Origin of the sequence: Methylotenera oryzisoli (genome assembly GCF_004661485.1) — a bacterium.
GTDB lineage: Bacteria > Pseudomonadota > Gammaproteobacteria > Burkholderiales > Methylophilaceae > Methylotenera > Methylotenera oryzisoli.
The window spans coordinates 1-14,427 of sequence record NZ_PQVH01000005.1; the positions used below are offsets into that span (position 1 = coordinate 1).

Genomic DNA, 14,427 nt, shown 5'->3' on the forward strand with positions numbered 1-14,427 from the left:
TTAGCAGTTCGCTGGCTGGTTCGTCGTTGGGCTCTTGCGGGACGAGTTTGCCCATGACGGCGAGTTGCAGCAGGGTTTGTTTGAGAGCATCTATGCTGGCTTCGGTGGTGAATAGCACATCAAAATGTGCATAGATGCGTTGCCAGTTGGCGTTAAATTCTGCGGCGTTTAGGCTTTGGGTAAGCGTGGCGAGCAGTTGGCTCACCAAGGTTTCATGCGCTTCTTGTGCGTTGCTGTGTTGTTGCTCTAACTGGTCGCATAGCGCCATTAGCTCATCGACTTTGGCTACGATACGGTGTTGTTCTACTTTAGGTGGTAGGGGCAATAATAAAGCTGCTATAGATTCAGAATTAAGTGTATTTCCTTTAATCGCACTTTTCGAATTACCTTCGTTTGCACGTGCTGGTAATATTTTAAAAAGATAATTTTTATCTATCGCAGGTGATGGATAAATTGAAATTATTGCTTCATTATGAAATGCAGGTGCATCAAGGATTGAAATCTTCCCTAATGTTAGCTTGAAGCTCATCAGGATTGTGCCCGCTGGCACTGGCTCGCTTTTAAAAACTTCATTGAGTGCTTGGTGCGTAACTTTTTTTGAAGTTTCGGTCACCACCCCATCATGGTTTAAATCAGCAATACTTACCCAGTTATAACCGCTATCTTCATTAGTCCAATAGACAGTACTTTTTGTCGAGGGTGTTTTTCCAACTTTATAAGTTGTCACTTCTGGTAAATATACCCATTCCCACCCATTAGGCAATTCAAACGGTTTTTCATCCTCACTAATCGGTGCGAGCGGTTTTTCTTTTTTCAGTTTGCCTTCTGCAATCAGTTTGGCTTTTTCGGCTTGTATGCGTTTTAGCAGTTCGCTGGCTGGCGATGTCTTGTTGCATGGTTGCGTATTGCGCTAACAGTTGCTCTGGGTCGTGCGTGATTTGCTCGCCCACGTGTGGGTTTTTACAATCGAGGTTGTAATTACGGGCTTTAATGTCATCTAGGCTGACTTTCCAAGCTAGCGGCGATTCTTCACGGGTATTGAAGTTATTGGCTTTATTGCCCCACCATGCGGCGAGTGGTTCAAATTCTTCAACCTTCATCGGTTTGGTTTTGTTATACGCTTTGACCCCTTTTGGTAATGGGTTCTCATAAAACCAAATGTCTTGTGTTGGCGTGCCTTTAGTAAAAAACAGCAAATTGGTTTTAATGCTGGTGTAAGGCGCAAACACGCTGTTGGGCAAGCGCACAATAGTGTGCAGGTTGCAGTCTTCGAGTAGTTTTTCTTTGATACGGGTTTTAATGCCTTCGCCAAACAGAAAGCCATCCGGCAACACCAGTGCGGCGCGGCCACCGCTTTTGAGTAGCTGCATAATGAGTACTAAAAACAGATCTGCGGTTTCACGGGTGCGGAATGTAGCTGGGAAGTTGGTTTCAATGCCGTCTTCTTCATTCCCACCGAATGGAGGGTTGGTCACAATCACATCCACACGCTCATTCGGCCCCCAGCTGATTAAAGGCCTTGCTAGCGTGTTGTCGTGCCGGATGTTACTTGGCACATCAATGCCGTGCAAAATCATGTTGGTGGTGCATAGCAAGTGCGGCATGGGCTTTTTTTCTACGCCATGGATGCTGGTTTGCAGTATTGCTTCATCTTCTACGGTTTTTACATCCTGTTTGCGGATATGTTCAATGGAGCAAGATAAGAAGCCGCCGGTGCCGCAAGCGGGGTCCATCACCTTTTCACCCAAGCGAGGATTGGCCATACGCACCATAAACTCGGTGACAGCACGTGGCGTGTAGAACTCACCGGCATTACCTGCAGCTTGCAGATCACGCAGCAGTTGTTCGTACATATCGCCAAATAGATGGCGTTCCTGCGCCTTATTAAAATCCACACCTTCTTGAATTTTGTTAATCACCTGGCGGATTAACTGGCCAGACTTCATGTAGTTGTAGGCGTCTTCAAACACCGAGCGGATCACATAGGCGCGTTGATCACCACCTTTGGCTTCAAGATTTTGTAAGGCTGGAAACATCTCGTTATCTAGAAACTGCTTCAGCGCATCACCTGTCATGCCTTCAGCATTAGCAGCCCAATTGCGCCAGCGATATTGCTCCGGCAGGGGTGAGTGGTAGTTGTCTTGCAATAATTCCCACTCGGTTTCACGATCATCAAAGATTTTTAGAAACAGCATCCAAACGAGTTGGCTTAAGCGTTGTGCGTCGCCATCAACACCTACGTCCTTGCGCATGATGTCTTGAATGGATTTAATGGTGCTAGAAATGCTCATATTGTTATGCTTGATTTTTTGTGTTGTCTGCTAGCTAAGGGCTAGGCGTAAAGGTGCTGTTCTAATTCTTGTAGTGCAGCAATATAGGCTGGTTTGCCACCAAACGCAGATACTAACTCACTGGCAGTCCCCATGTCTTTAAATGGATCTAATGTCAGTATTTTAATGTCTTCGATGTTTTCAATACCGGTGTCTTGGTATTTTTCTAATAAGCTTTCTAATACTTGTCTTGCTTGCTCACCATATTTGGCAAAGTAATTACGTTTCTTCACCTGTTCTGCACGTTCACGACGCGTGAGTGGTGGCTGGTCAAACGCCACATGGCAGATTAAATCAAACGCATCAAAGTCTTTGCCCACTTCTTCTGCTAGCGCTTCTAGTAATACGCCATGCTGTTCTAGCTCATGTATCAACGCTGCCTTACGCTCTGCACTTGTCCATGAACGCAAGAATTCATCGAGTGTTGCAAAGTCTTTGCGCACTGTGCTGCGCGTGTAGTCTTTTAGGGATTCCGTGATTAGCTTACCTTCTGGTCCATAGTATTGGACGCGCTCAGACACCACATATACTGTCACATCACCTAACACATACTTGATGCGCTTAGTGTCAGACTCGTCATCAATACTGATATCTGGAGAGGTGTTTTCATCAGCTGCACCTTTGACCTGCTTAATTGGATTGCCGTTTTCATCTAAGATGATTTCAGGCACTTCATCTGGCGGTACAGGGGATTCATCACCTTTTGGCTCATAAATCACGACTGGTTCACCGTCGAAGTCTTTATCGGCAAACAATTCTGTGGCTTTTTTGAAGTCCATAATGGTAAACCAGTATTTACCGTAGTCTTCGTTAATGCGCGTGCCGCGACCAATGATCTGCTTGAACTCTGTCATCGATTTAATATGCTGATCCAACACGACCAGCTTACAAGTTTGCGCATCCACGCCTGTGGTCATCAGCTTTGATGTGGTCGCGATGACTGGATAGCGTTCTTCAGGGTTAATAAAGTTATCTAATTCCGCTTTTCCTTCCATCTCATCACCCGTAATACGCATCACGTATTTACGATTTTCTTTTACACGCGCTGGATTTAGATTGACGAGTGCCTGACGCATACGCTCGGCATGATCGATATCATCACAAAAGACGATCGTTTTAGCATAAGGATCCGTTGCGGAGAGAAACTCTGTGATTTTTTGGGCGACTAATTCCGTACGCTTTTCCAGAACAAGGTAACGGTCCATGTCTGACTGGTTATACACTCGATCTTCGATGACTTGGCCATACTTATCTACTTGGCCTTTATGCGGTCGCCAGCCTTGCAAGTCTTTATCAATGTCGATTCTAACCACTTTGTAGGGGGCTAAGAAACCATCTTCAATGCCTTGCTTCAAAGAGTAGCTATATACAGGGTCACCAAAGTAATGAATGCTGGATACCTCTTTGGTTTCTTTGGGAGTAGCGGTGAGACCGATATGTGTTGCTGTATTGAAGTAAGTGAGCACTTCGCGCCAGGCTGAATCTTCTGCTGCACTTCCACGGTGACATTCGTCGATGACGATTAAATCAAAGAAATCTGGTGAGAACTGCTTATAGATATTTTTATCTTCTTCGTTACCCGTGACTGCCTGGTAAAGCGATAGATAAATCTCATAGCTTTTATCGATTTGACGTTTGCTAATCTTGGTCATGGCAGGACCAAACGGCTTAAAGTCATTGTTTTTAGTTTGATCAACTAGGATATTTCTATCAGCTAAAAACAGAATGCGTTTCTTAGTGCCTGATTTCCACAAACGCCAGATGATCTGAAAGGCGGTATAGGTTTTACCTACGCCGGTTGCCATGACCAGTAGAATACGTTGTTGTCCGCGCGCTACAGCTTCTATCGTGTTATTAATGGCATTTGCCTGGTAATAACGCGGTGCACGACCAGAACCATCGTCGTAATATGGCATTTCAACTGTTGTGCGAGCCTGTTCAGATTGCAGGCCTTTCCAATCGCAATAGCGTTGCCATAACTCTTCCGGCGAGGGAAACTCACTCAGTGCTAATTCTTGCTCAGTTTGTGTGGCATTACCCGTTCTATCATGGAGCAAAAATGCATCGCCATTTGAGCTAAATACGAATGGGACACCTAGCGTTTCGGCATAATTGAGCGCCTGTTGCATACCTGCGCCAACACTATGACTATTATCTTTGGCCTCAATAATAGCAATCGGGATATTGGATTTGTAGTAGAGGATGTAATCAGCACGCTTTTGCTCACCACGTGCATGCATCTTGCCACGAACGATGATGCGGCCTTTAGTAAAGCTGACTTCTTCACGGATTTGCGTTTGTATATCCCAGCCAGCCTGTTGTATTGCTGGCGTAATAAACTTGGTGCAGATGTCTCGTTCTGACAACTTGTTTTTACTCACGCATTTACTCCATTATTATCGTTATTTGTGTCTGGCTAGATCTGTAAATATTAATTTAGTTTTTTCTTATCGCCATTTTAATTTATAAATTTTTATATTAAAAAAGCCCAATATGGGCCTTTTTAATATCTCAAAAAATATGAACTTTTGAGACAAATACAAACTTCAATGAGATCCTACAACAAGAGCTAGACATCCAAATTACCCACGCCCAGCGCGTTATTTTCAATAAATGCACGCCTAGGCTCAACATTATCGCCCATCAGGGTAGTGAATATCTCGTCTGCAGCAATCGCATCATCAATTTGTACTTTGAGTAAGCGACGCACTTTTGGATCCATGGTAGTTTCCCATAACTGCTCTGGGTTCATTTCGCCAAGGCCTTTATAGCGTTGAATATTCAGCGTATTTTTCGCTTCACCTTGCAGCCAATCTAGTGCTTGTTTAAACGTAGATACTGTTTGCTCTTTTTCGTTACGCTTAACGATTGCCCCTACACCCACTAACCCATTGAGCATATTTGAGGTTTTTAGCAATTGTCTGTAATCGCCGCTGTTTAAAAATTCAGCATTAATCACGCAGCATTGCAAGTTACCATGCACATACTTGTTAATCTCTAAGCGGTAGGCATTGGTTTCTGCGTCAAACGCTACAATTACCTCACTACCCACTGCGCCTAGGATAGGGCGTAACTTCTCAGCAATCGCATTTGCACTAGCTTCTGTGCTTAAATCAATTGCACCTGCATCCTGAATTGCACGTAGTACACTCTCGTCATACAGTGAAGCAATACGGCGGATCACAGCTTCTGTGAGCACAACTTGTTTGGCAATTTCAGATAAGGCTTCATCTTTTAAAGTGCCAGCATTGGTTTTAGTGTCTAGTTCAGCATTTTTCAGCGCAGATTGCAGTAGGTAAATATCTAACTCCTGCTCATCTTTGAGATAACGCTCATCCCTACCCTGTTTTACTTTGTATAACGGTGGTTGCGCAATATAAATATGGCCACGTTCCACTAATTCTGTCATTTGACGGTAGAAGAATGTAAGTAACAGTGTACGAATGTGTGCACCATCAACGTCCGCATCAGTCATGATGATAATACGGTGATAACGCAACTTTTCAGCACTAAAATCTGCTTTACCAATACTGGTACCCAGTGCTGTAATCAGCGTTGCAATCTCTTGTGAACCTAGCAGCTTATCAAAACGCGCCTTTTCTACGTTCAAGATTTTACCTTTAAGCGGCAAAATCGCCTGGTTTTTACGATCACGACCTTGTTTGGCAGAACCGCCCGCAGAGTCACCCTCGACTAGATAAATTTCACATAGTGCCGGGTCTTTTTCTTGGCAATCAGCCAATTTACCAGGTAGACCCATGGTATCCATCACCCCTTTGCGGCGTGTAATTTCACGTGCTTTACGTGCTGCTTCTCTAGCACGTGCTGCTTCAACCACTTTACCGCAGATAATTTTCGCATCGGCTGGATTTTCTTGCAAAAACTCAGCCAATTTTGCCGCTACTACCTCAGACACCACTGGCTGCACTTCACTAGAAACGAGTTTATCTTTGGTTTGAGATGAAAATTTAGGGTCAGGTACTTTAACTGACAATACGCAGGTAATCCCTTCACGCATATCATCACCGGTTGTTTCAACTTTTGCTTTTTTAGCCAGCTCGCTTTGTTCAATATACTGGTTTAAAGTACGTGTCATTGCGGTACGTAGGCCAGTTAAGTGTGTACCGCCATCGCGCTGTGGAATGTTGTTAGTAAAACATTGCACAGTTTCACTGTAAGAGTCGTTCCACTGCATAGCAACTTCAATGGTCATGCCGTCTTTTTCACCTGATGCATAAAAGGTTTTAGGATGCAGTACCGTTTTGCTACGGTTCATATACTCCACAAAGCCCTTAATACCGCCGGAATAAGCAAAGTTTTCACTTTTTCCTGTGCGCTGGTCTACCAACTCAATTTTCACACCGTTATTCAAAAATGATAGCTCGCGAATACGTTTGGCTAAAATTTCAAAATGGTATTCAACCAGCGTAAAGGTTTCAACTGAGGCTAAAAAGTGTACTTCTGTGCCTTTTTTATCAGTTACGCCAGTTTCAACTAAAGGCGCAACAGCTTCGCCGCGGCGAAATTCCATTTGATGCACTTTGCCATTGCGGTAAATTTTCAGTTTTAGCCAATCAGATAAGGCATTGACCACTGAAACACCTACACCATGCAAACCACCAGACACTTTATAAGAGTTTTGGTCAAACTTACCGCCTGCATGTAGTTCCGTCATTACAATTTCAGCAGCCGAGCGTTTTACCGCTTTGATGTCGTCATATTTAATATCAGTTGGAATACCGCGGCCATTATCAGCCACACTTACCGAGTTATCAGGATGAATTATCACTTTTATATCATCGCAATGACCAGCTAATGCTTCATCAATGGCATTATCCAGCACTTCAAACACCATATGGTGCAAGCCTGAACCATCTGATGTATCACCGATATACATACCCGGGCGCTTACGTACGGCATCTAAGCCCTCCAATATTTTAATACTGGATGAATCGTAATCTGGTGATATTGCGTTGTTTTCACTCATACTTATTTTCTTTACTTTAAAGTTATCTTTAAATTTAATACTTTTACTGATATAAAAATACTAAAGCTTTGTTTCACGTGAAACACTCGTTAGATGCGCATTGGCATCACAACGTATTTGTAATCTGGGTTATTCGGCAAGGTAATTAAGCAGCTGCTGTTTGCATCCGCAAATGAGAATGTTACTTGCTCACTATTGGTATTGTTAAGTACATCAATGAGATACGTGACATTAAAGCCAATATCTAGAGTATCACTACCGTATGCGATTTCTAATTCTTCCTCAGCCTCTTCCTGATCGCTGTTTGTACTAATTAATTTCAGATTATTATTACTTAGTACCATGCGAATACCGCGATATTTCTCATTAGATAAAATAGAAGCACGTTGCATTGCTAACAATACACCTAAACGTTCTGTGGTAAATGTATTTTGATGACCAGTCGGAATTACTCGGTTGTAATCAGGGAACTTGCCATCAATTACTTTAGAAATCAACCTAATATTACCAAAACTAAAGTTAACTTGGTTATTGGCTATCTCTACATTGACATCTTCTTCACTATCATCCAATAGTTTAATTAACTCAATTACTGTCTTACGAGGCAAGATAACATCTTGTTTTTCATAGTTTTCTTTAAGTTCAGTCGATGTAAAACTCAATCGATGACCATCAGTACCTACAATATTTAAACGGTTAGCAACGACCTCTACTAATAAGCCATTTAAATAATAGCGAATGTCTTGTTGCGCCATAGCAAATTCAACTTGCTTTAGTAATTCTTTTAACTGTCTTTGCGGAATGGTAATTACCGTACCTTGCGACTGGGTTTTAGTCATGACTGGGTAGTCAGCTGCAGGCAATGTTTGTAAATTAAAACGGCTCTTACCTGCTTTAACAGTAATTCGGCTGTCATTAGTTGCCATATTGATATCTGAGTTATCTGGTAATGATCTGCAAATATCTAATAATTTTTTAGCTGAAATCGTTGTAGAGAAATCATTAGTAGTAGCACTGTCCACAGATAACGATATTTGCATTTCCAAATCAGTTGCTGTGAGATGAATTTTGTTTTGTTTAGTTTCAAGCAATAAATTAGACAAAATAGGTAGCGTATGTCTCTTTTCTACAATACTTGTCACTGAAGTTAACGGTTTTAATAACGTTTCACGGTTGATTTGTATATTCATCTCTATAACCTAAATAATATATATATAAAATAATAACAATAATAATGTTGCATTTTTTTGTGCATAACTACTTTTTGTTTAATATTTTCAATAGCTTGCAACAATTTTTTTTATCTTGGTAAAAACATAATCTACTGTGGGTCAATTGTTGATTAAATTTCCCAAATTTCTTAATCACAACCTTATGCTAATTTTATCCACAACTTATCCTTAACCCGATTGTAGAAAATTAAGCTGATTTTTACTGTTTAATCTCTAATTACCTGAACTAAAAACCCAATATCTCTGGCAATTGTTGCGTCATTTTGTCTTAATAAATCAATCTCATCACACGCATGCATTACTGTAGTGTGATGTCTGCCGCCAAATGCCTCGCCAATTTCAGGGAAGCTATGGTTGGTTAATTCACGTGATAATGCCATTGCGATTTGTCTAGGACGGGCAAAATTACGAGTCCTTTTTTTGCTATACATTTCCGCTACTTTGATTTTGTAGTAGTCAGCAACCGTCTTCTGTATGTTTTCCATCGTCACCTGACGGCCACGTACCGCTATTAAGTCACGTAATGCGTCTTTAGCGAGGTGTACGTCTATCGCATGACCGGTGAACTTAGACATAGCAATAATACGGTTTAAGGCACCTTCCAGCTCGCGTACGCTAGATCTAATCTGCTTAGCGATAAAAAAGGCGACATCTTCAGGCAAGTTAAGATTTACCGCTTCTGCCTTCTTGAGCAAAATCGCTACACGCATTTCAAGCTCTGGAGGCTCAACAGCAACAGTTAGACCCCAGCTAAAGCGGGTTCTTAAACGTTCATCTACGTCAGCAATTTCTTTAGGATAAGTATCACAAGTGATAACAATTTGTTTTTTTGCTTCAATTAGTGAGTTAAACGCATAGAAAAACTCTTCTTGCGTACGTGTTTTTTTAGCAAAAAACTGAATATCGTCAATCAGTAACAAATCCAGAGAGTGATATTGGCGTTTAAATTCATCAAACGCTTTATGTTCATATGCTTTAACCACATCTGATACATAGCGCTCAGCATGCAAATAACGAATTTTTGCATCCGGATTATGTAGTCTTAATTCGTTACCGATTGCTTGCAATAAGTGGGTTTTACCTAAACCTACACCACCGTAGATAAATAATGGGTTGTAAGCGCTACCAGGATTCTCAGCCACTTGTATCGCTGCCGCGCGTGCTAATTGGTTAGCACGGCCTGTTACATAATTATTGAAGTTGAATGTAGGATTTAAGTTTGAAGTGTCCACGTTTTTATGAGCGGTGACTGTTGTTTTCTTAGTTTTTGCTAACACTTCACTTAAGTTTTGTTTAATGCTCTCAGACTTGATTTCATTCATAGTCTGTTTATTTTCAACAATAACTTTAGCAACCTTTTTTACAGGTTCATCAGCGTTGGTCTTGGTCGTGACATCACCTAGTACTAATTCAATTTGAATATTAGGCTTATGCTCTTCCGCAAATTGTTCAATTTTTTTCAAAAATCGATCTTTAACCCATTGCATCACAAAACGATTAGGCGCAAATATGCGCACAGCATCACCGTTCACTTCTGTATGCAGCGGTTTGATCCAAGTATTGAATTGTTGTGCTGAAAGTTCTTTCTGAAATTTAGAAAGACAAGCAGGCCAAAAATTTTCCATCTGTAGTGATATACCTTAGTTTGTACAGTTATTTTTAACTAACGTATTGAAATAACAACGATTGTATGAATGATTAACTTATTGTTTTTATTTTATTTTTTGGTAAAATTGCGTACAACTAAACGCTAATCTATCCACTGCATTTTAGCTGGTTTATCACAACTTATCCACAGCCATTTTCAAAATTAACGAATAAAATTTTTATAAATTAAAACTGATAATAATTAAAAAGTTAGCTTGATTAATAAAACTAAATAAACGTTGACAAAACACTGTGTTATCGGGTCTAATAGCGCCCTTTGTAGCATTTTGCTCGTCGGAGATTCACATGAAACGTACATATCAACCTTCTAAAACACGTCGCGCACGTACACATGGCTTTTTAGTTCGTATGAAAACTAAAGGTGGTCGCGCTGTTATTGCTGCTCGTCGCGCTAAGGGTCGTTCACGCTTAGGTCTATAAGTTAGTAACGCCATTGGCGTTACTTTCGCTGTATGTGTCAGTTTAATTACAGTAAAAACTTAATATAGTGCGCACGCTTAGGTTTACGAAAAAAGCTAAGCTTATTAAAACGGATGAATTTTCATCCGTTTTTAATTTCCGCAAACGTATTTTTGCACAGTATTTAGCCGTGCACTATCAACCTAACACTTTAGGGCACGCTCGCCTGGGTTTGGTGGTTGGGAAAAAGACGGCGAAATCGTCAGTACACAGAAACTATATGCGGCGCGTGTTGCGAGAGTTTTTTCGCTTGCATCAACATAGCATTAACCCCTTAGATTTAGTGGTGCGTGTGCAGAAAAAATTTAATAAAAAAGATTTTTTATCTGTAGTGCAAGAGTTTGATTCTTTACTGAATAAAATTAATCTACGCACCTCATTAAATGCACCGCAAAACAACACCAATGCTTCACCATTAAAAGGCAATCAGCCTTTATAATGCATGATTGCACTGTGCGCTTAATTTTTTGTGATAACAAGAATGTCGCATTTATTGATTTGGTTAATTAAAGGATATCAATTAATTTTGAGTCCTTTTTTTGGGCAGCAATGCCGCTTTTACCCTACTTGCTCACAATATGCAGTAGAGGCGATTCAAAGGCATGGTGCTTTGCGCGGCAGTTACTATATGGTCCACCGATTGTGTCGCTGTCACCCGTGGTGTGAGGGTGGACATGATCCAGTACCTTGATACCCTCTTTTAAGTTGCATTACTAAATATTTATATAGATTGCTTATAAAACAATATGGATACAAGACGTTTAGTATTATTCGTAATTTTTTCGATGTCTATTTTGATGTTATGGGATGCATGGCAAACTAAACATGCGCCAGCCGCGGTTGCGCCAGTTGCTAGCGTAGGCTCAGTTCCCACTGCAGATGTTGGTGCTGCTGCCGGCGCAATTGATACGCCAGTTGATACTGGCTATGCACTGAAATCTGGCCAAAATATTGCTGTTACCACCGATTTATATCAAATTAATATCAATACCATGGGTGGTGATTTACGTAAGTTAGAGTTGCGTAAACATCGCGCTAACAATAGCCAATCTAATTATTTATTGTTGGATGATGCAGCTAAGCCTATGCTTTATGTTGCACAAACTGGTTTAATTGGCCAAGATTTACCTACCCACAACACGCTGTTCACTAGCACAGCACGTAGCTACCAAATGCAAGAAGGTCAAGATAAGCTTGAAGTGCGCTTAAGTGCGGTTAGCAATGGTGTTACAGTTAATAAGGTATATACCTTCCATCGTAATCGTTATGAGATTGACGTTAATTACGAAATTAAAAACGACTCTAGCGCCGCTATTACACCTGTTGTTTATTATCAAATCGTCCATGATAGCGAGTCTAATCAAGGCTCGGCATTAATGCCAACCTTTACTGGCGGTACTTACTATACAGAAGCAAGTAAATTCAAAAAATTAGCATTTAAAGACATGGCGAAAGAGCCGTTGAATATCACTTCAAATGATGGTTGGGTTGGTATTTTGCAGCATTATTTTGTAAGCGCCTGGATTCCTAAAGATGGCTTGGTGCGTAAATTTTATACTGAGAAACTCAGCAGCAATATTTTCAGAATTGGTACCAAAAGTACACTAAGCACTATTCAGCCAGGTGCTACCCTTGCGGTACCTGCTCGCCTCTACTCTGGCCCACAAACCAAGGCTGACTTAATTGCTGCTGCACCAGGCTTGGAATATAGCGTTGATTACGGTTGGTTAACAGTGATTGCATCACCATTATTCTGGTTGCTGTCTAAAATTCATTCCTTGGTGCAAAACTGGGGTGTGGCGATTATCTTGCTTACTATCTTGATTAAAGCTGCATTTTTTAAACTTTCAGCTTCTGGTTATCGCAGTATGGCGCAAATGCGTGAATTGGCGCCACGCTTACAGTCAATGAAAGAAAAGTTTGGCGATGATCGCCAAAAAATGCAGATGGCGATGATGGATCTCTATAAAAAGGAGAAGATTAACCCAATGGGTGGTTGCTTCCCTATTTTGATCCAAGTGCCTGTTTTTATTGCGCTTTATTGGGTGTTGTTAGGTTCTATTGAGTTGCGTCATGCACCATTTTTTGGTTGGATTCAGGATTTGTCAGCAATTGACCCATTCTATATTCTGCCTATCCTCATGGGCGCAACCATGATTGTACAAACTAAACTTAACCCTAAACCTACAGACCCTATGCAGGCTAAGGTAATGACCTGGATGCCTGTAGTGTTTAGCGTATTCTTCTTCTTCTTCCCTGCAGGCTTGGTATTGTATTGGTTGGTTAATAACGTACTTTCTATTGCGCAGCAATGGTATGTTAATAAAATGATTCACGCAGAATCTGTTGCCAAAAAGCAAAGCCACGTAAAAAAATCAGGTGAACATCACTAATTCTTCAGACACCATTGCTGCCATCGCCACTGCTAGTGGCGCTGGTGGTATTGGCGTCGTAAGGGTATCCGGCCCTTTATCTCAAGCGATTGCAATCAGTGTGCTTGGGCATTGCCCTAAGCCGCGCCACGCAGCTTATCTCGACTTCCTGCATGCCGATGGCGATTTGATCGATCGCGGTATTGCCATTTTTTATCCTAATCCACACTCTTATACTGGTGAAGACGTGCTTGAGTTGCAAGGCCATGGCGGTACTGCACTGATGCAAATCTTGCTGGCTAGGTGTATTGCGCTTGGTGCACGCCAAGCTGAGCCTGGTGAGTTTACACGGCGTGCTTATCTCAATGATAAGATGGATTTAGCGCAGGCAGAGGCGGTTGCTGATGTCATTAATGCCGCTACTATAGAGGCGGCTAAAAGCGCGGTGCGCTCATTGTCTGGTGAGTTTTCACAGCGGATTAATACCCTGCTCTCCAAGTTAGTTGATTTGCGTATGTATGTTGAAGCGTGTTTAGATTTTCCTGAAGAGGAAATTGACTTCATTACGCAAGGGCGAGTAGCCGAAAAGTTAGACGCCATTATTGTAGAGATGCGTGCCGTGTTTGCGAAAGCTAAACAAGGTAGTTTATTGCGAGAAGGTATCAACGTTGTTTTAGTTGGCCAACCTAATGTGGGTAAATCTAGTTTGATGAACCAATTGGCTGGAGAGGAAGTTGCTATTGTCACCTCAATAGCGGGAACGACACGTGACACTATTAAGAATGCGATTCAAATTAATGGTGTACCTTTACATGTGATTGACACCGCCGGACTGCGTGAAACAGATGATGAAGTGGAAAAATTCGGTATAGCTCGAACTTGGCGAGCCACAGAAACGGCTAATATCGCATTATTGTTGGTGGATGCAGCTCATGGTATTACCGAGACAGAAAAATCGATTTTAGCTAGGTTGCCGCAAGAAATTCCCAAAATTTGGGTGCATAATAAAATTGATGTGACGCAAGAGCCGGCTTTAATTGAACAAAAAGCGCGGGCTACGCATATTTATATTTCCGCCAAAACGGGTGTTGGGGTTGATCTGCTAAAGAGTCATTTGTTACAATTGGCTGGTTATCAGAATAATGCCGAGGGTGTTTTCATGGCACGCGCTCGGCATATATCTGCATTGACAGAGGTTGCTGAGCATTTGGATTTGGCGGCGAATCAGATTAACTCTGCAGAATTGGTGGCAGAAGAGTTACGTTTGGCACAAGAAGCCTTAGGTACTATTACTGGTGAATTTACACCTGATGACTTATTGGGTGAAATTTTCTCTAAATTCTGTATAGGCAAATAAGTTAAGATTTAATTTATGTGTG

11 protein-coding genes are annotated in these 14,427 nt (G+C 41.5%); 5 read left to right on the forward strand and 6 right to left on the reverse strand.

Annotated features, from left to right (window positions below; genetic code table 11):
* The 6 genes from C3Y98_RS02345 to dnaA form a co-directional block, all read right to left on the reverse strand.
* Window positions 1–727 (reverse strand): restriction endonuclease subunit S (locus tag C3Y98_RS02345; protein WP_209308727.1); only part of this gene is annotated, 727 nt, incomplete at its 3' end.
* A 58-nt stretch (window positions 728–785) separates the two neighbouring features.
* Complete coding sequence (locus tag C3Y98_RS02350; RefSeq protein ID WP_245234295.1) at window positions 786–2,291, reverse strand: type I restriction-modification system subunit M; 1,506 nt, start codon at window positions 2,289–2,291, stop codon at window positions 786–788.
* Between the two features lie 41 nt (window positions 2,292–2,332).
* On the reverse strand, window positions 2,333–4,711 hold the full coding sequence (gene hsdR / locus C3Y98_RS02355; protein WP_135276533.1) for an EcoAI/FtnUII family type I restriction enzme subunit R: 2,379 nt from the start codon (window positions 4,709–4,711) through the stop codon (window positions 2,333–2,335).
* 188 nt (window positions 4,712–4,899) lie between these two features.
* Complete coding sequence (gene gyrB, locus C3Y98_RS02360; protein ID WP_135276534.1) at window positions 4,900–7,317, reverse strand: DNA topoisomerase (ATP-hydrolyzing) subunit B; 2,418 nt, start codon at window positions 7,315–7,317, stop codon at window positions 4,900–4,902.
* An 89-nt stretch (window positions 7,318–7,406) separates the two neighbouring features.
* The gene (gene dnaN / locus C3Y98_RS02365) at window positions 7,407–8,507 is read right to left on the reverse strand and encodes a DNA polymerase III subunit beta (RefSeq protein ID WP_135276535.1); all 1,101 of its coding nucleotides are present in this window, start codon (window positions 8,505–8,507) and stop codon (window positions 7,407–7,409) included.
* A 248-nt stretch (window positions 8,508–8,755) separates the two neighbouring features.
* Window positions 8,756–10,174, reverse strand: a complete 1,419-nt coding sequence (gene dnaA, locus C3Y98_RS02370; protein ID WP_135276536.1) for a chromosomal replication initiator protein DnaA — start codon at window positions 10,172–10,174, stop codon at window positions 8,756–8,758.
* Window positions 10,175–10,502: 328 nt separating this feature from the next.
* Here dnaA and rpmH point away from each other — a divergent pair, with 328 nt between their 5' ends.
* The 5 genes from rpmH to mnmE all read left to right on the forward strand — a co-directional run bounded on the left by rpmH (window position 10,503) and on the right by mnmE (window position 14,405).
* Window positions 10,503–10,637 (forward strand): 50S ribosomal protein L34, encoded by a 135-nt coding sequence (rpmH, locus tag C3Y98_RS02375; protein WP_015833284.1) that lies wholly within the window; start codon window positions 10,503–10,505, stop codon window positions 10,635–10,637.
* Window positions 10,638–10,704: 67 nt separating this feature from the next.
* Entirely contained in the window at window positions 10,705–11,115 is a 411-nt protein-coding gene (gene rnpA, locus C3Y98_RS02380) for a ribonuclease P protein component (protein WP_135276537.1), read from the forward strand.
* A gap of 42 nt (window positions 11,116–11,157) precedes the next feature.
* Window positions 11,158–11,367 (forward strand): membrane protein insertion efficiency factor YidD, encoded by a 210-nt coding sequence (gene yidD, locus C3Y98_RS02385; protein ID WP_135276538.1) that lies wholly within the window; start codon window positions 11,158–11,160, stop codon window positions 11,365–11,367.
* Between the two features lie 55 nt (window positions 11,368–11,422).
* Window positions 11,423–13,069: a membrane protein insertase YidC gene (gene yidC / locus C3Y98_RS02390; protein ID WP_135276539.1), complete on the forward strand. Its 1,647-nt coding sequence runs from the start codon at window positions 11,423–11,425 to the stop codon at window positions 13,067–13,069.
* Window positions 13,056–14,405, forward strand: a complete 1,350-nt coding sequence (mnmE, locus tag C3Y98_RS02395; protein ID WP_209308728.1) for a tRNA uridine-5-carboxymethylaminomethyl(34) synthesis GTPase MnmE — start codon at window positions 13,056–13,058, stop codon at window positions 14,403–14,405. Before yidC ends, mnmE begins: the two co-directional genes overlap by 14 nt.
* The last annotated feature ends 22 nt before the right edge of the window (window positions 14,406–14,427 follow it).